Raw genomic sequence first — 21,628 nt, forward strand, 5'->3', positions numbered from 1 at the left:
GAGTAGGGGAGTAGGGGAGTAGGGTGGGTTCGAGAGAATTCCAAACACACTCCCTTATTCCCTGCTCCCTTACTCCCCTGAATTCTAATTCCCCAGCGCCAACTGATCCGTGATCTCAAACCGCTCCGAGACGCCGACACGGATCATGTTGAGGCTGCCTTCCCTGGTGAAGCGGAAGTCGCCGGGCGCGTCGGAACCGGCCGGCTGGCCGGCACGGAAAGAGATGATGCGCGTGCCGCCATCGGGCCAGGTCACAGTGATGTTCGCCTTGTCGGCGGTGTGCACCACGCTGACCTTGCAGCGCTCCATCGGCTGGCCGACATAGCGGGCGCAGGGAATTTCGGGGCCAGAAGCCAGCGTCGGAGCGGAATCAAGCGGGACGTCAGGCGCCGCCAGCGCCAGTAGGTACGCATCCTGCATGGCGGCGTGGCCGATTTCCTCTGGCGATTTCGGCGTGCTTTCGGCTGCCGGACCGGCGCCGCCAAGCCGCGCCGTCAGGTCGGGCGGTGCGACCGGCGCGCTGTCGGCTGAGCCGGTGGCCTGCGATTGGTCCGGTGCCGAGGCCTGCTCGGCCCCACTGCCGGTGGAGGCAACCACCGGCGCACCGGCCGGTCTTGGCTCACCTTCGACATAGGGGTTCGGATTGAGGGGGATGAGATAGCGCGCCGGCGCCCAGCCGCTCAGCTTCTCCTTGCCCGTGCTCTCGACCTTGCACCATTTGTAGCCGTTGATGTCGTTGCAGCCGAGATTGGTGACCATGTCGCCACTGCTCAGCCGCGCCTCGACCGTGGCGACCGGCGATGCGGTGGTGCGGACCTTGAGAAGGTCGTCCGGCGCCAGGCCGGTAACGACGGAGATGACGAGCTCCGGCGCCTCTTGGGCCATCTCTTCAGCCATAGCGGGGGCAATCACAGGCCACGCCGTCATCAGCAGCGGAGCAGCAATCAGCGCATGGAGGATTGTTCGGAGCGTAACTGTGCGCCTCATCGTTTGGCCGTGCGCTGATACCGTGCCGCGGCGGATCGAGCCCGCCGCAAGCCCGGCCGGTTTTATAAGGGACGACGCGGCGCCATGTAAGCCCGAAAATTCGGGCCGCCGTTTCGCCAGCCTTCAGCCGGGCAGGGGCATGAACCCGGTTCTGAGCGCGTGAGCCCATTCCGGCCGGCCCGCTTGTTCGGCCTGCCTGGCGGCCGCCTCGTGGTCGTAGTCGACGGCGATGGCCTCGAAGCCGTCGGGCTGGCCGTTGCTGCCCAGGGTGACAATGCCGTAGCGCGCATGCGGCGAGCCCTGCTCGGAGACATGCGCCGGCGGCGTGGAATCGTCATAGGCAGGGCAGCCGATGCTGCCCGGATTGAAGATGACGGGACCGTCGGGGACGCGGATCAGTTCCGCGCGGTGGCTGTGGCCGCACAGCGCGATGCGGCAAGCCGGGTCGAGCGCCTTCAGCCGCCGCCGGATCGCCGTCAGCGGCGCGCGTACCAGCTGGCCATTGACGATCGTATCAGTGAGATATTTCTCGTCATGGTCGGGACGGGCGTGGAAAGCGATGATTCCGGGTGCGATCTCCAGCGTCAACGGCTGGGCGAACAGCACCTGGCGCTGTGCCTCGGTCAGCCGCTCCTGCGCATAGACGTCGGAGGGCCACATGGTGTCATCAGCGGGGTCGGCGGCAACACGGCGGTCGTGGTTGCCGCGCACCGTCGGCAGGTTCAGCGCCTGCAGCCGTTCCATCGTTTCGCGCGGCCATAGCGGGCCGGAAACGCTGTCGCCGAGATTGACGGTCAGGTCGGCGCCGCCGCGCCGGCGCAGGTCGTCAAGCACGGCGTCGAGCGCCAGCACATTGCCGTGGATATCGGCGAGGACGGCGATGCGCATTTCGGGAAGCTCCTGTGTGACGCCGCTTTTCCTTTTCCCCACGTTCGTGGGCGAGGAACCCAAGTCCTTCAGGGTCGGGCGTGCACTTCGATATCGTGGCCGCCAACCGCCGGCAGTGCGGGATCGTCGCCGGCGGCGGCGATGACGCTGTCGAGCAGGCCGGGGAAGCGGGCGTCGAGATCGGCGCGGCGCAGTGTGATCATGCGGTTGGTGCCGACCACCTCGGCGCGGGTGACGCCGGCCTCGCGCAATTTGGCGAGGTGGTAGCTCAGATTGGTCTTCGAGCCGAAATCGAGGAACTGGCTGCAGTTCAGCGGCACGCCCTGCTTGCTGGCGAGATAGCGCACGATGGCAAGCCGCGTCGGGTCGCCGAGCACGCCAAGCACGATCGGCAGGCTGATCTGGTCCGTATTGGGGTGTGGCAAGGTCATGGCTCGAAACTAAGCACAGTCGGGTCCGATTTCAACGCATCCATCATTGTTGGCTCCACGTGGCCTTTCTCCGTCTCGCGCGAACCCCGCCCGGCCTGTGCTGACACAGGGCTGTCAGGAAGGTTCAGCTATTTTTCCCTGGCTTCATTGACATGATGCCCTGTTATGTCCAATTGTTCAATAACTTTTGAACTAAGGACATCCCGCCATGGACAAGCGCCTCTTCTGGCTCGCGCTCGGATCGTTCACGATCTCGACCGAAGGCTTCGTCATCTCCAGCCTTCTGCCCGACATCGCGGCGGATGCCGGCATCTCCATTCCGCTGGCCGGCACGCTGATTACCGCCTTCGCGCTCGCCTATGCGGTCGGCACGCCGATTCTCGCGACGCTGACCGGCGAATGGGACCGGCGCCGCGTCATCCTGTGGACGCTGGTGTTCTTCGTCATCGGCAACATCGCCGCCGCCTTGAGTTCCTCCTTCGAACTGCTGCTGGTCGCGCGCATCGTCATGGCGCTGTCGTCGGGCCTGTTCGCCGCAACCGCGCAGGGCACCGCAGTAGCGCTGGTCGATGATCATCACCGGGCGCGTGCCATCGCCGTCGTTGTCGGCGGCACCACTGTGGCCGTTGCGCTCGGTGCGCCGCTCGGCGCGCTCGTTGCCACCGTCGCCGGCTGGCGCGGCACCTTCTTTGCCATCGCCGGCCTTGGCGCGCTTGCAGGCGCGATCCTGTGGTACCGGCTGCCGCAGGGCATCGTTGGCACCAGGCTGCCCTTGAAGCGCAGGCTGGCGGCAGCGCTGCGTCCCGGCGTGATGCCGATCCTGTTGACGACAGTGCTGGCGCTGATCGGCGCCTTCACCGTCTTTGCCTATGTCGCGCCGCTTGCCATCGAGGGCGGCGGTCTCAGCCAGATCGCGCTGCCCGGCATGCTGCTCGCCTTCGGCGTCGGCGCCGTCATCGGCAACATTGGCGGCGGCCAGGCCGCCGACCGGTTCGGTGCGACCCGCACCGTCGGCTGGTCGCTGGCGCTGAGTGCCGGCATGCTGGTCTTATTGTCGGTCATCCCGACCTTCCTGCCGCACCATATTGCCGGGCCGGCGCTGATGGCGATGATGGTGCCGTGGGGCATCGTCGGCTGGGCGTTCCCGCCGGCGCAGGCGAGCCGCATCATCAAGCTGGCGCCCGATGCCGCCCCGATCGTGCTGTCGCTCAACGCCTCGGCGCTCTATCTCGGCGTGGCGCTGGGTGCCGTGGTCGGTGGTGCCGTGCTGCGCTACGGCGCGCCGGCCGATCTCGGCCTGGTCGCCGCGATCTTCCCGATCGTCGGGCTTGGCGTCGTGGTCGCCGGCCGCTGGGCGGCTCGGCCTGTAGAAATGCCTGCCGAGTAGAGTCTTTGGCAAACGCTGGCCTTAGGGCGTGGCCGGCGGCAGATCAAAATCCAGCGCGGCGATCTCATCCAGAGCCGCGCGCAAATCTTCGGCCTTGTCCTTGCCGACGACATCCTCGAAACGCTGCTGGGCGATTTGCCACAGTTTCATCGCTTCCTCGATCTTGTCCAGGCCCTTTGGCGTCAGTCGTACACGCTTGACGCGGCGGTCCTCCGGGTCGGCGAAGGTCTCGACATAGCCGTCGCGGATCAGCGGTTTCAGCGTATGGCCGAGCGCCGACAGGTCCATGATCAGCGACGTGGCGATGGCGCCCATCGCCGGCTCATCGCCCATATGGATCTGGTAAAGCAGGCCCTGCTGCGTCGCCTTGAGGCCTGACGGCTCCACCACATCATCATAAAACTTGCCGAGCTTGCGCGCCGCGCGGCGCAGCGCGGCGTTGTTGCAGAGCGTGAGGCCGGGCAGGCTGTCCTTTGACATGATGGTCCCTGGCGCCGGCGAATGAGGCCCGGCTGCTCCCCTCAAATAATCCCCGCCCGTCTCATTGACAAGATAGTGGCATATGCCTACTTCACGATTAATGGTATATGCCACTATCTTGCGGCTTTCCGGCAGCGCGGCAGATGCCACGGTGCCGGGGGTCATTCGAAACGAACAAGATCAGTTGAAGAAGGAACAGGACAATGAGTGGACAGGGCAACAAGGGCACGGCGGTCGTCACCGGTGCTTCGTCGGGCATCGGCGCGGTCTATGCCGACCGGCTGGCCGGGCAGGGCTACGATCTGGTGCTGGTGGCGCGGCGCGCCGACCGGCTGGAGGAACTGGCCGGGAAGCTGCGCCAGACCTATAGCCGCAAGGTCGGCGTGATCAGCGCCGATCTTGCAAACGACGATGATGTGCGCCGCGTCGAGCAAGCTGTAACAGCCGACGAGAGCATCACACTGCTGGTCAACAATGCCGGCATCGGCGGCCAGGCCGTCGTGGCCACCGCCGATGTCGACGCGGCCGAGCGCATGATCAAGGTCAACACCATCGCCTTGACGCGTCTAACCCGCGCCGTGCTGCCGGGGCTTTTGGCACGCAACCGCGGCGGCATCGTCAACATCGCCTCGGTGCTCGCCTTCGACACCTCCTTCGGCGGCATCTACAGCGGCACCAAAGCTTATGTGGTCAACTTCACCGAAGCCCTGCACCGTGAGGTTGAGGGCACCAATGTGAAGGTGCAGGTGGTGCTGCCGGGCGCGACCCGGACCGATTTCTGGGAACTTGCCGGCACCGATATCGCCAACGTTCCGAAGGAGATCATCATGACCGCCGACGACATGGTCGATGCCGCACTTGTCGGCTTGGCCAAAGGCGAGGCGGTCACCGTGCCCGCGCTTGCCGATGCGGCCAAGCTCGACACATTCCTCGGCGCCCGGCAAGCCTTCTACGGCAGCCTGCACGCCGACAAGCCGGCGGCGCGTTACGGGGTTTGAAGTTTGAGAGGCTGGTTCGCTTTGCGAACCAGGACCCCCACCCCGCTGCTTCGCAGCGACTTGCCGGGGCGAGCCACGGGTCTCGCCCGTCCTTCGGACCCCCATAAGGGGGAAGGTTGGGGACGCGGCTTGTCCGCCCATGCGACAATGGTCTTGTGGGGTGCGAAAAGCTGGACTCCCCACCTCCCCCTTGTGGGGAGGTCGGACCGAAGGTCAGGGTGGGGGGCTGGCGCGGGTTTTGGCTTGAGCGCTTTACACCGACCGCCACATCGGAATGATCGAGGCGGCCAGTACCAGCGCCAACACGACGTTGAGCGCGCGCCATTGCCATTCGGTCTTGAGCAGCCGCGCCAGCACCATGCCGGCCACGCACCACAGTGACAGCGAGGCGGCGGCCGCGAGGCCGAAAGTGGCGCCGAGCAGCAGCGCGAGCTGCATCGGTCCGCTGGCCAATGCCGCGAACGACGCCGCGGCGCCCAGTCCCATCGCCCATCCCTTCGGGTTCATCCATTGAATGCCGGCGCCGCCGAGAAAGCTGTTCGGCCTGGCCATGCTCACATCCAGATTAGGCGGTCCGCTGCGGCCGATCTTGATCGCCAGCCAGACGAGATAAAGTGAGCCGGTGACCTTCATCGCCAGTTGCAGCGAGGGCACGGCGAGCAGCAGGCCGGCAAGCCCGGCGGCAGCGGCACCCGTGACGGTGGCGAGGCCGGCGGCGCTGCCGACCAGCAAAGGCACGGAACGGCGAAAGCCGAACTGCGCGCCGGACGCGGTCGACAGGGTCGTGGCGATGCCGGGCGTGGTGGTGGCGACGATGGCAAACAGGATGAGCGGGAAAATGGGCTCGAGCATGCGGCGTCCTCGGTGGGAGGGCTGCCATCGTAGCTGCGCACGAACTTCAGTAAATGCAATGTTTGCTATGGTTGACATTAGCAAGCATAATGCCAACCATGATCCGAAATCTCGACATGGCGCTGATCCGCACCTTTATCACCGTCGCCGACAAGGCCAGCATGACAGCGGCGGCCAATGCACTGCACCTGACGCAAGGTGCTGTCAGCCAGCAGGTCAAACGGCTGGAGGAGGCGTTCGGCTCGAGCCTCTTCGAGCGCGACCGGCGCGGCTTGCGGCTGACGCGCGCCGGTGAACAGCTGTTCGGCAGGGGCAAGCGGCTGCTGGCCTTGAATGACGAGATCTGGGCCGAAATGGCTGGGAGCCCGGTGGCCGGCCAGGTGCGGCTCGGCGTGCCCTACGACCTTGTCGGCACCTTGCTGGCGCCGGTGCTGAAGACCTATGCCGAGACCTATCCGCAGGTCGAGATATCGCTGGTCTGCGCCTCGTCGCCAGAATTGACTGCTGCCCTTGCGGCCGGGACCATCGACCTTGCCGTGATCGAGGAATGCGCCGGCCCGTCGGCCGGCGAATGCCTCGTCGTTGACCGGCTGGTCTGGGTCGGTGCCAAGGGCGGCGTTGCCCGCGCCAAGCGGCCGCTGCCGGTCTCGATCGTCGCCGACACCTGCGCTTTCCGGCCGGCTGTGTTGGCGGCGCTCGGTGAGCATGGGCTGGAGTGGCGCACCGTGTTCGAGAACGGCAACATCGACGCGACGACCGCGACGGTGCGCTCCGACCTCGCCGTCACCACCTGGCTGGCCTCCACGGTGCCAGCCGATCTCGACATATTGCGATCGGAGTCCGGCCTGCCGCCGCTGCCGAATTTTGCCATCAACCTGCATCTGCCGAGGCATGGGGTAGGGCCCGCGGCGCAGGAATTCGCACGGCATATACGGGAAGGGCTGGCGCGGCGACCAGTCGCTGCTTGAAGCTTCTCAGAACTTGGGTTCCTCTCCCCCGTCGATCGGGGAGAGGTGTCGAGCGAAGCTCGACCGAGTGGCGGGTCGATCTTTCATCGTGGGGCGAGGAACCCAGGTCCTGCTTACTTCCAGTTCTTCCGCCGCTCGAGCTCGGCTTCCGACGGCTCTCCCGTGACAAACGACCCGACCTTGACCTCGCCCGCGCGTTCGTAGGTCGCCATGATGACGCCGGTGCCGGTTGCCTGCGACTTAATGAGCTTGAAGGCGGCCGGGATCGCGCTGTCGCCGAACAGCCGCTTGCCCTTGCCCAGCAACAGCGGGAAGATCATCAGCCGGATCTCGTCGATCAGCCCGTTGGCGAGCAGCGTTTGGATCAGGTTGCCCGATCCCTGGATGAGCAGGTCGGGTCCATCCTCCTGCTTGAGGCGGCGCAACGCCGCAACGATATCGGGCCCGAGCGATTGCGTGTTCTGCCAGGTGAGGGTGTCGGGCCGATGCGTCGCGACATATTTGGCCGCAGGGTTGAAGGCATCCGCGATCGGATCTTTCTGATATGGCCAGTAGGCGGCGAAGATATCGTAGGTCCTGCGGCCGAGAAGCAGGGCGAAAGGCTTGGAGAACAGTTCATCCATCGCCGCGCCCCCCGCCTCGTCGAAGTAATGGAAGGTCCAGCCGCCGAACTTGAAGCCGCCGACCGGATCCTCTTGCGGGCCGCCGGGCGCCTGCATGACGCCGTCGAGGCTGATGAATGTCGCAGAGATGATCTTTCTCATTCCAATGCTCCCGTTCTTCGGTCCACGCCGTCGTGGCGGACTTCAGCCCAAGGACGGGCGACGAGCCACCGGTCCGACAGGACAGGACGAAATTTTGGAAAATCACCGTTGCTTGCGAGGCTCGGTGTGGAGATTTTCCGACGAGAACCAGACATCGCCTGATATGGCGGTGGCGGTGTCGTCCGGCGCCCTGTCCTGCGCCAGCCAGATCGAGCGGCTGCGCGCGGCCTGCTCGCCGGTGGGGATCATCGCCGCGGGGTCCGCGACCGAGGCGCCGACACAGGGAATGAACCACGACCGCATGAACGGATCGCAGGCGAAGCCTTTTTGCGTGCGTGTCACCATCACCGCCAGCGGGACGCGCTCGGCCGGCCGCCAGGGAAAGATCATGCGGCCGCCTGGCCGCAGCGCCTTCAGCCATCCGGCCGGGGGCGCTGCGACCCCGGCATTGACATAGATGATGTCGGATGGCGGCAGGGGCGTCGTCACGGCATCGCCATGGACCACCGTCGCATTGCCATAGGCTTCGAGATTTTGACGCGCCAGATCGGCCAGCTTCTCGTCGAGTTCGAAAGCGGTGACGATGCCGCCTGGCGAAACCAGCCGGGCCAGCACGGCGGTGTAGTAGCCGGTGCCGGCGCCGATATGGCAAACCGCCTCACCGGGTTTCGGTTCAAGCTTTCCAATCCACATGGCGTGCAGGAATGGCTCGCCATTGTTGATGCCCTTGTCGTCGTCGAGCGCCACCAGCACGTTCTGATAGATATGAGCCGGATCGGCGCTTGGTGTTGTGACCCTGCCGTTGCCGGCGACGACCGTCCACGGTCCGGGACCGAGAAACGCTTCGCGCGGCACGTCGGCGAAAGCCGCTTCCAGACGTGGGTCGGGCGAGCCGGCATTGGCGGCCAGCAGCCGCGCGTAGAATTTCCTGATGTCTTCGATCCGGGTCATGATGCCGGAAAACATAGCGCGGATTGCCGATTTGTCGCGAGGCTGCCCCCTGCGCAGAGGGCAGCTGGTTTCCAGGCGAAGCGGAACTCAGCCGACCCCGAACATGGTGTCGTAGAGCAGCTTGAAGTTGAGCACCAGGATGATCGCGGCGACCACCCAGGCAAGGGCTGCGACGCCGCGCGGAATGGCGAGATTGCCCATCTTCTTCTTGTCGGAGACGAACTGCACCAGCGGGACGACCGCGAAGGGCAGTTGCATCGACAGGATGACCTGGCTGAACACCAGCAACTGGCCGGTGCCCTTTTCGCCATAGAGCGCGGTGACGACCACCACCGGGATAATGGCGAGGCCGCGCGTCAGCAGCCGGCGTGCCCAGTTGGGGATGCGCAGGCGCAGGAAGCCTTCCATAACAATCTGGCCGGCGAGCGTGGCCGTCACCGTCGAGTTCAGGCCGGAAGCCAGCAGCGCCACAGCGAACAGGATCGAGGCGATGCCGAGGCCGAGCAGCGGCGACAGCAGCTCGAAGGCCTGGCCGATCTCTGCGACGTCCTGGTGGCCGGTGTTGTGAAAGGCGACCGCGGACACGATCAGGATCGAGGCGTTGACGAACAAAGCCAGCATCAGGGCGATGGTCGAGTCCGTCGTTGCCCATTTGATGGCGTCGCGCTTGCCCTTGTCGGTGCGTTCATAGGCGCGGGTCTGCACGATCGAGGAGTGCAGATAGAGATTATGCGGCATGACGGTGGCGCCGATGATGCCGATGGCGATGTAGAGCATCGCCGGATTGGTGACGATTTCCGACGACGGCACGAACATGGCATGCAGGATCGAACCGGCCGGCGGGGCGGCGACGAAGATCTGGATGGCGAAGCAGCTGAAGATGATGATCAAAAGCGCGATGACGAAGGCTTCGAGATAGCGAAACCCCTTGTTCATCAGGAGCAGCACGAGGAAGGCATCGAGCGCCGTCAGCATGGCGCCGCCGATCAGCGGAATGCCGAACAGAAGCTGCAATGCGATCGCGGTGCCGATGACTTCGGCCAGGTCGCAGGCGATGATGGCCAGCTCGCAGGCGATCCACAGCACGAAGTTCACCGGCCGGGGATAATAGGCCCGGCAGGCCTGGGCGAGGTCGCGGCCGGTGGCGATGCCGAGCCGTGCCGCCAGCGCCTGCAAAAGGATCGCCATCAGGTTGGACAGCATGATGATGAACAGCAGCGTGTAACCGAACTGGGCGCCGCCGGCGAGGTCGGTCGCCCAGTTGCCGGGGTCCATATAGCCGACCGAGACCATGTAGCCGGGACCCATGAAGGCGAACAGGCGACGGAACCAGACGCCCGAGTTCGGCACGGCGATAGAGGAATTGACTTCGCGCAGGCTGGGCTGCTCGTCCTCGTCGGGCCTGGCGAACCGCCATGAGGAACGGGAGGCTGTGGCTTCGGCTTCGGACATGAAGGAGGGCTTTCCGCGAGACTGGACGATGTTGGCTTAAGCTATGCCATGGCTCAACATTATGCAATATGCTATATTTCATTGTCGTTGCTTTTTATCCGGCTGGCGGTCATCGGGTGAAGCGGCAATCGGAAGCCCCGGTTGCACCTGTGGCGGAATGCAAATAAACGGCCTGAAGAATCAGAGCCCGTGCTATGAAAGCATGGATGGCAAATAGTCCTGGGAGGAGCGCGTATTGGTGCTGAAGAACAGACCAGTTCCGCGCGAGCCGCTGCTCGACGCCGAAATTCATTCGGAGGGCTTCCGGCAGCAGCGCGAAGCGCGCCGCAGTGCGTTGGTCGAGGATTATGTCGAGCTGATCGCCGACCTGATCGAAGACGGCAACGAGGCGCGTCAGGTCGACATCGCCGCACGGCTCGGCGTCGCGCAGCCGACGGTGGCCAAGATGCTGACCAGGCTGTGCGCCGACGGTCTGGTGTCGAGAAAGCCCTATCGTGGCGTGTTCCTGACCGAAGCCGGCCGCAAAGTCGCGGAGGAAAGCCGCATCCGCCACCAGACGGTGGAAGCTTTCTTGCGCTCGCTCGGTGTCAGTGCGGAGACAGCGCGCATCGATGCCGAGGGCATCGAGCACCATGTCAGCGCCGAGACGCTGGAAGCCTTCCGCAAGGCGATGACGGCGCGCTGAGCGCCAGAGTTCCCGCGTCGCCGGAACCGTCGCACGCCAGACACGTTTGCACCAGATCCGTGCGATTGGCGCGCGAAAGGGAGGAAACGATGGGCATCGAACAAACGCCGGCGGCAAAGGGCAAGCAGGCAGCCGAGGGACTGAAACAGGCGGCGGCCAGGGATGAGCGCAAGACCGAAGCCGAAACCGGCCATCCGCTGAAAAAGGGCGCGGCGCGTTTCGAGGAGCGTTCGAAGAGCTCCGACGGCAAGAGCGCCGGCGCCAAGCAGGAAGATTAGCTCTCTGTCGGGCTTACGTGATCGGCTGTAGGCCACGGGGACGATTGCCACGCCGAGCCGCTCGCCACAACGAACTTGGCCGCAAGGCAACCCGTGTGGCCAAAAAGGCCATCGAAAAATGCTGTGACTTGGCGCAACCGTTGAGATAATTGTTTGTCGCCCCGGAGCAACGGGGAGGTTTGCTGCACGAGGAGTTGCCATGCTCTGGAAGGGCCGTCGTCAGAGTGACAATATCGAGGACGACCGCAGCGACAGCGGCGGCGGCGGACTCGGCGGCGGCGGTGGCCAGTTCCGCATTCCGATCGGCGGCCGTACCGGTGGCGGCGGCAGCATCTTCCTCGTCATCCTGGTGGTGCTGGCCGGATGGTATTTCGGCTTCGATCCTTCGACGATCCTGGGCGGTGGCGACGGCGGCCTGCTGCCGGGCGGCGGCGGCCAGATCACCGACAATAGCGGCCAGGACAACGGTGCCACACCGGCCAATGACGAGATGAAGCAGTTCGTGGCGACCGTGCTGGCCGAGACCGAGGACACCTGGACCGGCATCTTCAAGTCGCAGGGATTGACCTACGAGGATCCCAAGCTGGTGCTGTTTTCCGGCCAGGTGCGCTCGGCCTGCGGCTTTGCCTCCGCGGCGGCCGGACCGTTCTATTGTCCCGGCGACCACAAGGTCTATCTGGACATGACCTTCTTCCAGCAACTCGACCAGCAGTTCGGCGCTTCGGGCGAATTTGCCCGCGCCTATGTGATCGCGCATGAAATCGGCCATCATGTGCAGAACCTGACCGGCATCATGTCCAAGTTCAACCAGATGCGGCAGAGCATGGGCGAGGTCGAGGCCAACCAGATGTCGGTGCGAATCGAGCTTCAGGCCGACTGCTTTGCCGGTGTGTGGGCCCACTACACCGGACAGAAAGGCATATTGGAGCAGGGCGACATCGAAAGCGCGCTGAACGCCGCCAAGCAGATCGGCGACGACACGCTGCAGAAGAAGATGCAGGGCTATGTCGTGCCGGAAAGCTTCAACCACGGCACCTCGCAGCAGCGGCAGACCTGGCTGGCGCGTGGTTACAAGAGCGGCAAGCTGTCGGATTGCAACACGCTGAGTGGGCCGATCTGACCAGACCGTTGTCGAGCTTCACCTGCCGGCGATGCTGCCGTCAGGTGGTGTCAGGATGAATAGATTCGGCCTGTTCCTGCATTGTTCCTTTCCGCGAGCTCGCCTATAAGGTGCGTCCGCCTGCGCCTGAGGGCGAGCAGAGGAGCTTGATCCTGCATGATCGACCCCAAAACCGCCAGACGGGGCCTTGCGCTCGTCTTCACCACGCTGCTGCTCGACATTATCGGCTTCGGCATGATCATGCCGGTGCTGCCGGCCTATCTCCGGGAATTGACCGGGGTCAGCATCAGCGGCGCGGCGATCGAAGGCGGCTGGCTGTTCTTCGTCTATGCGGCGATGCAGTTCTTCTTCGCACCGATCATGGGCGGCTTGAGCGACCGGTTCGGGCGGCGGCCGATCCTGCTCGCATCGGTGCTGACCTTCTCCATCGACAATCTGATCTGCGCCGTCGCCTGGTCCTACCCGATGCTGTTCATCGGGCGCGTGCTGGCCGGCATTTCGGGCGCCAGCTATTCGACGACATCGGCCTTCATCGCCGACATCTCGAACGATGACAATCGGGCTAAGAATTTCGGCCTGCTCGGCATCGCATTTGGCGTCGGCTTCGTCATCGGGCCGGTTCTGGGCGGGCTGCTCGGCACGTTCGGGCCGCGCGTGCCGTTCTATTTCGCCGCCGGGCTCGCCTTCGTGAATTTCCTCATCGCTTTGTTTTTCCTGCCGGAAACGCTCGATGACAAGCACCGCCGCCGCTTCGAGTGGAAACGCGCCAACCCGGTCGGCACGCTTCTGCAGATGCGCCAATATCAAGGCATCGGCTGGATCGGGCTTGTCTTCTTCCTGATGACGCTCGGGCATATGATGTATCCGGCGGTCTGGTCGTTCGTCTCCAGCTACCGCTATGGCTGGAGCGAGCAGCAGATCGGCTTCTCGCTCGGCGCCTTTGGCCTGTGCGGCGCGATCGTCATGGCGACGGTGCTGCCGCGCGTCATCCCTAGGCTTGGCGAGTGGAAGACCGCAGTCATCGGCCTGACATTCACGGCAGCCAGCGCCTTCGGCTACGCCTTCGCGTCGCAAGGCTGGATGATCTATGCGGTGATCGTCGTCGGCTGCCTGGAAGCGCTGGCCGACCCGCCGCTGCGGAGCCTCGCCGCCGCCAAGGTGCCGCCTTCGGCGCAAGGCGAACTGCAGGGCGCGATGACCTCGATCTTCTCGATCACCTCGATCATCACGCCGCTGCTCTACACGGCGATCTTTTCCTGGTTCACCGGGCCAAGCGCGCCGGTGACCTTCGGCGGCGCGCCCTATCTGCTGGGAGCGTGCTTCCTGACGCTGGCGGTCATCGTCTTTGTGACGAAAGTTGCGAGGCCGGCAGCGCGCACGAATGTCGCCACCGGTGTCGCTGAGGATGGAGCACAGGTGTGAGTCACAACCGCATTGCGCTCACCAGGGAGGGCCATCCCGGCAGGGCAATGAGGGGCGGCGCTACCGGATCGCGCTAAGCCCGTTCGGCCAGCAATTCCTCACCGCGCTTTTCGCGGATCAAATTGACGAAGCGGCGGAACAGGTAGTGTGAATCCTGCGGGCCGGGCGAAGCCTCGGGGTGATGCTGGACCGAGAACACCGGCCGGCCGGTCAGGGTGATGCCGCAATTCGAACCGTCGAACAGCGAGACGTGGGTTTCCTCGACGCCTGATGGCAGCGAGTCGGCATCCACGGCAAAGCCGTGGTTCATCGAGACGATCTCGACCTTGCCGGTGGTGTGGTCCTTGACCGGATGGTTGGCGCCGTGATGGCCCTGGTGCATCTTGGCGGTCTTGCCGCCCAGCGCCAGCGCCAGCATCTGGTGGCCAAGGCAGATGCCGAACACCGGGATGTCGGTCTTCAGCAGATCCCGGATGACCGGTACGGCATAGTCGCCGGTGGCTTCCGGGTCGCCGGGGCCGTTGGAGAGAAAAATGCCGTCCGGCTGCATGGCGAGGATTTCCTCGGCGCCGGACTTGGCCGGCACCACGGTGACCTTGGCGCCGAGGCCGGCGAGCAGGCGCAAGATGTTGCGTTTGACGCCGTAGTCGATGGCGACGACGTGCATTGTCGGTTCGATCTGTTCGCCAAAGCCTTCGTTCCACACCCAGGGTGTCTCGCGCCAGACCGAGGACTGGCCCGACGTAACCTCCTTGGCGAGATCCAGCCCGATCAGGCCCGACCATGCGGCGGCGCGGCGCTTCAGATCGTCGATGTCGAACACGCCATCGGGCGCATGCGCGATGACGGCGTTGGGCATGCCCTTTTCACGGATCAGCGCGGTGAGCGCGCGGGTGTCGATGCCCGACAAAGCGACGATGCCGCGCTTCTTCAGCCACTGGTCGAGACCAGTGCCGGCACGGTAGTTGGACGGGTTGGTGACATCGGCCTTGAACACGGCGCCGACGGCGCCGGCGCGGGCGAGCGGATTGAGATCCTCGATGTCCTCGTCATTGGTGCCGATGTTGCCGATATGCGGGAAGGTGAAGGTGACGATCTGGCCGGCATAGGACGGATCGGTGAGGATTTCCTGATAGCCGGTCAGCGCCGTGTTGAAGCAGACTTCGGCGACAGCGGAGCCGGTGGCGCCGAGACCGCGACCTTCGATGACGGTACCGTCGGCCAGCACCAGAAGGGCGGTCGGCTTTTCCGTGGCCCAAGCGGGGGTCAAGGCGGGCGTCATCTCGGCCATGCGGCACTCCTGTCAGGCCGCGCGCTGCAACCGGCCCGGCGGGCCATCTGCGCGGCAAACGGCGCGAAGCGGCGATTTCGCGGCTTCCACGCAGTCAAATTTCCGTTCATGCAAGGCCCAGTACATAGGGGAAGGGGGCAGGGCGGTCAATGATCATGCGAAATGCCGCCATATTTTATTTCGCCTAGCAAAATCAGTGGCTTGCCCCGGCACATCAGAGTTTGCCTTGGCTCGCCCGCGGCGCTATTGTCCGCGCCGATCGAAGGAGAATGCACCATGCGCGGCAAAATCGCCGAATCCCTGAAGAGCGCGATGAAGGCGCAGGACAAGCACCGGCTGCCGACATTGCGGCTGATCCAGGCCGCCATTCACGACCGCGACATTGCCAATCGCGGGTCAGGCAAGGAGCCGGCCAGCGACGAGGAGATCCTGCAGATCCTGGCCAAGATGGTGAAGCAGCGCGAGGAATCGGCCAAAGCCTTCGATGACGGCAAGCGGCCGGAACTGGCCGCGCAGGAGCGCGGCGAGATGGAGATCATCCGCACCTTCCTGCCGACGCAGCTGGATGATGCGGCGGTAACTGCTGCGGCGCGCGAGGCGATCGCCGCGACCGGTGCGGCCAGCCAGAAGGACATGGGCAAGGTGATCGCCGCACTGAAGCAGAAATATGCCGGCCAGATGGATTTCGGCAAGGCGAGCGGCATCGTCAAGGGTCTGCTGCAGTAGGGTGCTGCTCATCTCGTCGCTTGGGTGGCCGACCGGGCGGAATCCAGATCCGTCCGGAATCCAAGTCCAGGAATTGGAACCCGGATAGCGCCGAGATGTTTATCCGTCATGCAACTGGAGAGATGCCATGACTGAGAACGAAACCCGCTATGAAACCGGTGCGACGAAATATCCGGCAAAGACCGATGCCGACGCTTCCGATGAATTCTCCCAGGATGCGGCCGCCAACGAGAAGCCTGCCGGCGGAATAGGGCTCACCCGCCGGATGGGCGAAGTGGAAGACCGCACCCGCCAGTCGGAGGGACAAAACCCGCCAAAGCAAGCCACGCCGAGCGCTGCAACCGAAAAGACGTCCGGGGCCGGCCCCGCTATCGCGGAGCGTTCAAAGGACGCCAAGGCTCCGAAGAGCAGCCAATGAAGCGAAGGCCGGGAGCACTCCTGCGGCGCTTTGGAGATCGGCGGACAAGTGGTTCGCGTAGTTAGCGTTTGCCGATCCCTTCAACGACGATGCGGATGAGGTGCCTGATCTCGTCCTCGCTGAATGACCCGGCCGAAAGCGCCGAAAGCATCGCCTGGCCGTATATTCCAAGCAGGACCAGCGCCATGAAATTGGCATCGTCATCCCTGCGAATGACACCTTGCCGTTGGCCGAGCACCAGAAGGTCCCGGACCAGGCGCTGGAATGAGGGCCGGTCGGGCGGCGGCTGCAGGGACGGACGCTCGGCGGGGGCAAGAGCCAGCCTGGCAAGCGAGGGATTGGCCAGGCACCAGCCGGCGCTGTCGAGAAAGACTGTCTCGAGCATGACGAATACATCTTCGTTCGCCGCCATGCGGGCGCGGTAGGCGGCATCGCCCGCCTCCACGCGGGCGATGAGCCGCAACGCGATTTCTTCTTTCGAACTGAACAGATTGTAGACCGTTTTGCGGGTCAAGCCGGCACGCGTCGCGATCTCCTCGACCGAGGTGTTGGCAAACCCCATCTCCCGAAACGCCAGGTCGGCGGCATTGAGGATGAGGCTTCGCGACCGTTCGGTCCGCTTTGGGGTTGTCATTTTTATACCCTAGTGTAAATTTACACATATGTAAACTTTTGCTGCGTGACCGCCGCATTGCGGCAGCCGCCAATCCCGCGAAGGGTCGACTGTGGCGCATCGGAATTCAAGCGGCTCTATGGGAAGCAATGTGCAAATGGCTGGTAGTCTCAAGGAATTCGGCCTTGGGATCTGGATTGCGGATGGTCCGATCGTCACGGCGGCCGCCGGCTTTCACTATCCCACGCGTATGGCCGTTATCGGATTGTCCGGGGGCGGTTTGTTCATCTGGTCACCGGTAGAGCTCACGAACGAGCTGCGCGCCGATGTGGACGCTCTGGGCGTGGTGCGCTTCCTGATCCCGCCCAATTCGCTTCACCACGTGTTTCTCGCTGACTGGCAGCGCGGCTATCCCGATGCCAAGGTCTATGCGCCACCCGGCCTGCGGGAAAAGCGCCGAGATATCCTCTTCTGCGGCGAGCTCGGCGATACGCCTGCCGCCGACTGGGCGGACGATCTCGACCAGGTCGTCGTGCGCGGCAACAGGATCACCACCGAGATTGTCTTCTTCCACCGCGCAAGCAGGACAGTGTTGTTCACCGATCTGATCCAGCATTTCCACGCCGGATGGTTCAAGGGCTGGCGGGCGCTCGTAGCCCGGCTGGATCTGATGGTGGCCGCAGAGCCCTCAGTGCCGCGAAAATTCCGCGCCGGCTTTACCGACCGGCGCGCCGCGCGTGCCGCTCTTCAACGCATACTGGCATGGCCGGCCGAAAGAGTGCTGATGGCGCACGGCGAACCAGTGACGGAGGACGCTCAAACGTTCATCCGTCGCGCTTTTCGCTGGCTGGTTGGCCGCTGACTTCCTCGGCGGATTTCGGCGCTTCGAGCACACGGCGCAATGCCGGCGCTTCCTGCTGGATATGATCCCACAGCCGGTTCGCGATCGGCCCATGCGGCCGGTCGCGGCGGCGCGCCACCACCAGTTCGTCGGTGCGGCCCGGCAGATGACGGCCGGCAATGGAGTGCAGGCGTCCGTCCTGCAGTTCTTCCTCGATCAGGAAGCGGGGCAGGTGGCCCCAGCCAAGGCCCTGCAGGATGATCTCCTTCTTCATGCCCTGGTCGGCGACGAGGCATTGCGGCGCGCCTTCGATCAGCGAATAGTTTTGTTGTGGCGAATGGCGGGCGCTGTCGCGCATGACGCATTGGGTGAGTGCCTGCATCTGGTCCGGGGTGATCGGCTGCTCGATACGCTGAGGCAGAAAGCCCGGCGCCACCACGGGAATGAAGGACACCTTGCACAAATCGACCCATTCCACCCGCGCATCGCCCTTGTCGACCCAGTGCAGGATCAGGTCGGCTTCGTCGTCGAAGAGACGCTCCCATGGGCCGCCCACCGCTTCGAAATGCAGATGCAGGCGCGTGCCGGGCAACTGTGCGAAGAATCGCCCGAGCATGCCCAGCACCTGCGGGCGCGGGCACAGGTCGCCGATCACCACATGGATCTCGCTTTCCTCACCCATCGCCAACTGGGCGGCATGGACGCGCAAACCGTCCATCTCGCGCAGCAGCGATAGCGCTCGGCGGTGGAACGACAGCCCGGCCTCGGTCGGACGCACGCGATAGCCGCTGCGATCCAAAAGGACGAGGCCGAGCTGTCGCTCCAGCTTGGCGACGGCGGCGAACACCGCGGGGTGCGAGCGATACAGCATGGCCGCCGCAGGCTGAAAACCGCCGGTGCGGACCACCGCATCGAAGCATTGCAGATCGTGCAGGGTGAATTCGGCCATGTCAGTTTTTGTTACAGAGATTGTCTTATCTTTGTAATATCAACAAAATCGCTCCACAGCTAGGCTCTGTCTCGTTCAACGTTCCAGAAGGAATCTTCATCATGAATGAGCTGAATTTCGTCACAACGGGCGATGGCACGCGCATCGCCTACCGCTTCGACGGCGAGGCAAGCAAGCCGGTGCTGGTGCTGTCGAATTCCATCGGCACCACGCTGCACATGTGGGATGGGCAGGTCGGCGAATTGTCGAAGCATTTTCGTGTCCTGCGCTACGATTTTCGCGGCCATGGCGGATCGAGCGTTCCGGTCGGCGCCTATTCGCTGGACCGGCTTGGCCGCGACGTCATCGAGTTGCTCGATGCGCTCGACCTGCAACGCGTACATTTCCTTGGCCTGTCGCTCGGCGGGTTCGTCGCGCAGTGGCTCGGCATCCACGCGCCCGAGCGGATCGACCGGCTGATCCTGAGCAACACCTCGTCGCATCTGGCGCCGGCAAGCTATTTCGACGAGCGGATCGCTGCGGTGCGCCAGGCGCGGGACATGTCGGAAACCGCCGAGACGTTCCTGAGCAACTGGTTCCCCGCGTCGCTGGTTGCCGCCAACGAGCCTGTGGTCGAAGACTTTCGCGCCATGCTGCTGGCTATCGACCGGCAGGGCCTGGCGGGTCTGTTCGCGGCGGTTCGCGACGCGGACCTTCGCCGCACCGTGGCACTGATACCCCGGCCGACGCTGGTGATCGCTGGTCGGCACGACACGGTGACGGCAGCCAGCCACAGCGAGCTGATCGCCGCGACGGTACCCGGCGCGAAGCTGGTTGTGCTGCCTGCGGTCCATCTGTCGAACATCGAATATCCGGCGGAGTTCATCCAGGCTGTCATCGATTTCTGCGCGGAGCCGAGTGCCGCGACGGCAAAGGCATCCGGCACCAGCCCGGCGGTTGCCGAGCGTTCAAAGGACGCTGCGGTTCACAAGGGCGGGCGCCAGCCGGAGCCTGCGTCAATGTGAGCGCCGGGCCGAGCGGAGCCATCTGGCGAGAAGCTTTTCAACGCCTTTCGGAACGATCCCGTCACCTTGCCATTATCAGCACGAAGGCAGGCTCGGACAGGCAAACGCCGTAACCGACCTTAGAGACGGCCGGCGACGCACCACTTTCGGGCGCCGACACGAACACGCCGGAGGAAAGCGATGACTGGACGCAAAACCCACGATCAACAAATTCGCATCATTGAAGAGCGGGAAAACACAAAGAACGCCGGCAAGGATTTTGATGCCGAGGCGGATCTGAAACGATCAGCGGCGGAACGCGAAGCACTGCGCAAGGGAGCGGACATGAGGACCGATACACCGGACCTCGTCGATCCAGACGACCGCAACATGCTTCGCGGCAAGAATCAGGAAAGCGCCCATCACAAGAACCGTGCCGACGACTAAAGCGCGTCACGGACCAGCAACGCTCCTGGAACATTCGTCATAGATTGGAGGCAGCCCATGGCACACGGCAGCAAGAAGCACATCGGAGCAGGTTCACAAGGAAAGGGTTCCGGCACAGGCGCCATGACCGTGACGCCAAAAGACAAGCTCGAAGAAAACAAGGTTCTGTCCAATCGCGACAAGGCACAGCATTCCAAAGAACGCGGTTTGGACTCCAGGCAGGTCGCGACCGAGCAGCATCAGGATCATGCCGCCAACCGTTTGCGGGACTGACGCCCGACAGGGGCGCCAGCCTCGGCCTGGCTGTCCGGGGAGCCGCCAGATTCGTGCCATCTCTATTTGACACCGAGGCTTTCGGGCCAGAGCGCCTGGATTTCCTTCGGCAGCGCATCGCGCACCTTAGCCGATTGGCCAAGATCAATATGCCGTGCAAGAACTCGGAACACCGAGCGTGCTGCATCCTCGGGATCGACGGGGCGGATCGATTTCAATTCCTCGCCGATGTGCTGCGAGAAGTTTTCCAGGGAGCGCGTTTTGTCCGGCTCGGCTGCGGGCCGGTAGTGGTCGTAATAGGCGCCGCGCACCAGGAGCGGCAGTTCCGCCCCAAGTTTGGCCGCAAGCCCGATCTGCAGCCTGTCCCTTACGGTCCGCAGGACCGCGCCCAATATGTGCCATGCAATTCGCCGATCCGGACCATGATCGTCCATGATCTCGTCGAGCCAGATGTTGGTTGTCTGCAGCGTCCTGTCAAAGACATCCAAACCGGTAGCGCTCATCATCGCCTCCTCATCAAATTCATGTCTGGTTTCGAAACGATGCTCAGGGACAATCGTTTCGCTATCTGTCGACAAAATTGGCTCGGCCTGTGATCCGGCTCTGCCCCGGGATCCACGGTAGCGGTCTTGGTTGCGCCGGAACCCCTTCCGAAGCAGTTCGTTCCTGGGTGGGCGGCTTTGAGGAGCTGGTTGCGCGTCCTGCAACGGGTTTTTTGCGATGCCTGCAAGGAAGACAAAAACCACTGAAGGCGAGAACCGACAGCAACTCCTGCAGATGATGACGACGGAGCATTTGGTGCTGGGGACCGCCAGGGCGGCGACTATTCAGGAGGCGAATCAGCGCGCAAATTTGTTCCTGACTTCGGTATCCAGCGCCACGATCGCCCTTGCTTTCGTGGCCCAGGTGACGAGGATGGGGCTTCCTTTCATGCTGTTCAGCCTGATCCTGTTGCCGTGCCTCTACTTCATTGGGCTGGTGACATTCGTCAGGGCTGTGCAGGTGGCCATCGAAGACATGGTCCACGCCCGCGGCATGGCACGCATCAGGCACTGCTACACCGAGCTCACCCCTTCGATGGCGCGCTATCTGGTTCACTCCACCCCCAAACGGCTCTGCTGGCCGATGTCGGCCTCAAGCCAAGGCCCTGGCAAGCGTTCGCCGGAACCGCAGGGATGGTGAATGTCGTCAACGGTGCCATCGCCGGTGTCTTTGCCGGCGTGATGCTCAAGGTTGTCGTTGGCTCGATGGTCAGTCTCGCCGTGACTGTCGGCATTCTAGCTTTTGCGGTGAGCAACTGGTGCCTGTGGCAACATCACAGGCGCAGTTGGGCAAGCGCGGAACACAAGCTGAAGGTGCTGTTTCCAAACGTGCCGGACAGCGACGGCGAGGCGCGGATCGGATAACCCGTTCGAGAGGGGCAG

General features: G+C 64.0%; 27 protein-coding genes. 15 read left to right on the top strand and 12 right to left on the bottom strand.

Going from position 1 to position 21,628, the window contains the following annotated elements:
• Positions 1–84: 84 nt before the first annotated feature.
• From EOC83_RS20410 to EOC83_RS20420, 3 genes are all read right to left on the bottom strand, one after another.
• Entirely contained in the window at positions 85–897 is an 813-nt protein-coding gene (locus EOC83_RS20410) for an SH3 domain-containing protein (RefSeq protein ID WP_342030143.1), read from the bottom strand.
• A gap of 213 nt (positions 898–1,110) precedes the next feature.
• Positions 1,111–1,875: a metallophosphoesterase family protein gene (locus EOC83_RS20415; RefSeq protein WP_063168791.1), complete on the bottom strand. Its 765-nt coding sequence runs from the start codon at positions 1,873–1,875 to the stop codon at positions 1,111–1,113.
• 68 nt (positions 1,876–1,943) lie between these two features.
• Positions 1,944–2,306, bottom strand: a complete 363-nt coding sequence (locus tag EOC83_RS20420; protein ID WP_013530112.1) for a helix-turn-helix transcriptional regulator — start codon at positions 2,304–2,306, stop codon at positions 1,944–1,946.
• Positions 2,307–2,514: 208 nt separating this feature from the next.
• On the opposite strand from EOC83_RS20420, the gene EOC83_RS20425 reads away from it, so the two are divergent.
• On the top strand, positions 2,515–3,693 hold the full coding sequence (locus tag EOC83_RS20425) for an MFS transporter (RefSeq protein WP_027162085.1): 1,179 nt from the start codon (positions 2,515–2,517) through the stop codon (positions 3,691–3,693).
• 21 nt (positions 3,694–3,714) lie between these two features.
• Here EOC83_RS20425 and EOC83_RS20430 read toward each other — a convergent pair whose 3' ends face one another.
• Complete coding sequence (locus EOC83_RS20430; protein WP_024504123.1) at positions 3,715–4,173, bottom strand: MarR family winged helix-turn-helix transcriptional regulator; 459 nt, start codon at positions 4,171–4,173, stop codon at positions 3,715–3,717.
• Positions 4,174–4,376: 203 nt separating this feature from the next.
• Here EOC83_RS20430 and EOC83_RS20435 point away from each other — a divergent pair, with 203 nt between their 5' ends.
• Positions 4,377–5,171, top strand: coding sequence for an SDR family oxidoreductase (locus EOC83_RS20435; RefSeq protein WP_013530115.1), 795 nt, complete (start codon positions 4,377–4,379; stop codon positions 5,169–5,171).
• Positions 5,172–5,423: 252 nt separating this feature from the next.
• Here the strand turns inward: EOC83_RS20435 and EOC83_RS20440 are convergent, their stop codons facing one another.
• On the bottom strand, positions 5,424–6,023 hold the full coding sequence (locus tag EOC83_RS20440) for a LysE family translocator (protein ID WP_063168790.1): 600 nt from the start codon (positions 6,021–6,023) through the stop codon (positions 5,424–5,426).
• Between the two features lie 98 nt (positions 6,024–6,121).
• Between EOC83_RS20440 and EOC83_RS20445 the strand changes: the two genes are divergently transcribed.
• Positions 6,122–6,991, top strand: a complete 870-nt coding sequence (locus EOC83_RS20445; protein ID WP_082826693.1) for a LysR substrate-binding domain-containing protein — start codon at positions 6,122–6,124, stop codon at positions 6,989–6,991.
• Between the two features lie 113 nt (positions 6,992–7,104).
• Here EOC83_RS20445 and EOC83_RS20450 read toward each other — a convergent pair whose 3' ends face one another.
• The 3 genes from EOC83_RS20450 to EOC83_RS20460 form a co-directional block, all read right to left on the bottom strand.
• Positions 7,105–7,755, bottom strand: a complete 651-nt coding sequence (locus EOC83_RS20450; RefSeq protein WP_063168788.1) for a dihydrofolate reductase family protein — start codon at positions 7,753–7,755, stop codon at positions 7,105–7,107.
• A gap of 102 nt (positions 7,756–7,857) precedes the next feature.
• The gene (locus EOC83_RS20455) at positions 7,858–8,706 is read right to left on the bottom strand and encodes a protein-L-isoaspartate O-methyltransferase (RefSeq protein ID WP_063170313.1); all 849 of its coding nucleotides are present in this window, start codon (positions 8,704–8,706) and stop codon (positions 7,858–7,860) included.
• An 87-nt stretch (positions 8,707–8,793) separates the two neighbouring features.
• A complete protein-coding gene (locus EOC83_RS20460; RefSeq protein WP_013530120.1) occupies positions 8,794–10,158 on the bottom strand; it encodes an Nramp family divalent metal transporter in 1,365 nt (454 codons plus the stop codon).
• 235 nt (positions 10,159–10,393) lie between these two features.
• Here EOC83_RS20460 and mntR point away from each other — a divergent pair, with 235 nt between their 5' ends.
• The 4 genes from mntR to EOC83_RS20480 all read left to right on the top strand — a co-directional run bounded on the left by mntR (position 10,394) and on the right by EOC83_RS20480 (position 13,663).
• Positions 10,394–10,843 carry a manganese-binding transcriptional regulator MntR gene (gene mntR / locus EOC83_RS20465; protein WP_024504117.1) on the top strand — a complete coding sequence of 150 codons (450 nt, stop codon included), beginning with the start codon at positions 10,394–10,396 and terminating at the stop codon, positions 10,841–10,843.
• An 89-nt stretch (positions 10,844–10,932) separates the two neighbouring features.
• On the top strand, positions 10,933–11,121 hold the full coding sequence (locus EOC83_RS20470; protein ID WP_013530122.1) for a hypothetical protein: 189 nt from the start codon (positions 10,933–10,935) through the stop codon (positions 11,119–11,121).
• Positions 11,122–11,320: 199 nt separating this feature from the next.
• Positions 11,321–12,241 carry a neutral zinc metallopeptidase gene (locus EOC83_RS20475; protein WP_013530123.1) on the top strand — a complete coding sequence of 307 codons (921 nt, stop codon included), beginning with the start codon at positions 11,321–11,323 and terminating at the stop codon, positions 12,239–12,241.
• A 156-nt stretch (positions 12,242–12,397) separates the two neighbouring features.
• The gene (locus EOC83_RS20480; protein WP_063168787.1) at positions 12,398–13,663 is read left to right on the top strand and encodes a TCR/Tet family MFS transporter; all 1,266 of its coding nucleotides are present in this window, start codon (positions 12,398–12,400) and stop codon (positions 13,661–13,663) included.
• Between the two features lie 73 nt (positions 13,664–13,736).
• Here EOC83_RS20480 and carA read toward each other — a convergent pair whose 3' ends face one another.
• Positions 13,737–14,954, bottom strand: a complete 1,218-nt coding sequence (carA, locus tag EOC83_RS20485; RefSeq protein ID WP_063168786.1) for a glutamine-hydrolyzing carbamoyl-phosphate synthase small subunit — start codon at positions 14,952–14,954, stop codon at positions 13,737–13,739.
• Between the two features lie 276 nt (positions 14,955–15,230).
• Between carA and EOC83_RS20490 the strand changes: the two genes are divergently transcribed.
• Both EOC83_RS20490 and EOC83_RS20495 read left to right on the top strand, forming a co-directional pair.
• A complete protein-coding gene (locus tag EOC83_RS20490) occupies positions 15,231–15,680 on the top strand; it encodes a GatB/YqeY domain-containing protein (protein ID WP_013530126.1) in 450 nt (149 codons plus the stop codon).
• 127 nt (positions 15,681–15,807) lie between these two features.
• Positions 15,808–16,098 (top strand): hypothetical protein, encoded by a 291-nt coding sequence (locus tag EOC83_RS20495; protein WP_063168785.1) that lies wholly within the window; start codon positions 15,808–15,810, stop codon positions 16,096–16,098.
• Between the two features lie 61 nt (positions 16,099–16,159).
• Here the strand turns inward: EOC83_RS20495 and EOC83_RS20500 are convergent, their stop codons facing one another.
• Positions 16,160–16,732 carry a TetR/AcrR family transcriptional regulator gene (locus EOC83_RS20500; protein ID WP_063168784.1) on the bottom strand — a complete coding sequence of 191 codons (573 nt, stop codon included), beginning with the start codon at positions 16,730–16,732 and terminating at the stop codon, positions 16,160–16,162.
• A gap of 118 nt (positions 16,733–16,850) precedes the next feature.
• Here EOC83_RS20500 and EOC83_RS20505 point away from each other — a divergent pair, with 118 nt between their 5' ends.
• Complete coding sequence (locus EOC83_RS20505) at positions 16,851–17,573, top strand: DUF4336 domain-containing protein (protein WP_224620599.1); 723 nt, start codon at positions 16,851–16,853, stop codon at positions 17,571–17,573.
• Here the strand turns inward: EOC83_RS20505 and EOC83_RS20510 are convergent.
• A complete protein-coding gene (locus EOC83_RS20510) occupies positions 17,536–18,501 on the bottom strand; it encodes a LysR family transcriptional regulator (RefSeq protein ID WP_013530130.1) in 966 nt (321 codons plus the stop codon). The genes EOC83_RS20505 and EOC83_RS20510 overlap by 38 nt on opposite strands.
• A gap of 101 nt (positions 18,502–18,602) precedes the next feature.
• Here EOC83_RS20510 and EOC83_RS20515 point away from each other — a divergent pair, with 101 nt between their 5' ends.
• The 3 genes from EOC83_RS20515 to EOC83_RS20525 all read left to right on the top strand — a co-directional run bounded on the left by EOC83_RS20515 (position 18,603) and on the right by EOC83_RS20525 (position 20,204).
• Positions 18,603–19,505 carry an alpha/beta fold hydrolase gene (locus tag EOC83_RS20515; RefSeq protein WP_063168783.1) on the top strand — a complete coding sequence of 301 codons (903 nt, stop codon included), beginning with the start codon at positions 18,603–18,605 and terminating at the stop codon, positions 19,503–19,505.
• Positions 19,506–19,685: 180 nt separating this feature from the next.
• Positions 19,686–19,931 (top strand): hypothetical protein, encoded by a 246-nt coding sequence (locus EOC83_RS20520; RefSeq protein ID WP_013530132.1) that lies wholly within the window; start codon positions 19,686–19,688, stop codon positions 19,929–19,931.
• 57 nt (positions 19,932–19,988) lie between these two features.
• Positions 19,989–20,204 (top strand): hypothetical protein, encoded by a 216-nt coding sequence (locus tag EOC83_RS20525; RefSeq protein WP_063168782.1) that lies wholly within the window; start codon positions 19,989–19,991, stop codon positions 20,202–20,204.
• A gap of 62 nt (positions 20,205–20,266) precedes the next feature.
• Here EOC83_RS20525 and EOC83_RS20530 read toward each other — a convergent pair whose 3' ends face one another.
• The gene (locus tag EOC83_RS20530) at positions 20,267–20,707 is read right to left on the bottom strand and encodes a DUF2267 domain-containing protein (protein WP_013530134.1); all 441 of its coding nucleotides are present in this window, start codon (positions 20,705–20,707) and stop codon (positions 20,267–20,269) included.
• 217 nt (positions 20,708–20,924) lie between these two features.
• On the opposite strand from EOC83_RS20530, the gene EOC83_RS20535 reads away from it, so the two are divergent.
• Together EOC83_RS20535 and EOC83_RS33270 are read left to right on the top strand one after the other, a co-directional pair.
• Positions 20,925–21,386, top strand: coding sequence for a hypothetical protein (locus EOC83_RS20535; protein ID WP_244514337.1), 462 nt, complete (start codon positions 20,925–20,927; stop codon positions 21,384–21,386).
• Complete coding sequence (locus tag EOC83_RS33270; RefSeq protein WP_244514335.1) at positions 21,380–21,610, top strand: hypothetical protein; 231 nt, start codon at positions 21,380–21,382, stop codon at positions 21,608–21,610. Before EOC83_RS20535 ends, EOC83_RS33270 begins: the two co-directional genes overlap by 7 nt.
• Positions 21,611–21,628: the final 18 nt, after the last annotated feature.

Origin of the sequence: Mesorhizobium sp. Primo-A, from assembly GCF_003997175.1 — a bacterium.
Taxonomy (GTDB): Bacteria; Pseudomonadota; Alphaproteobacteria; order Rhizobiales; family Rhizobiaceae; genus Mesorhizobium; species Mesorhizobium ciceri.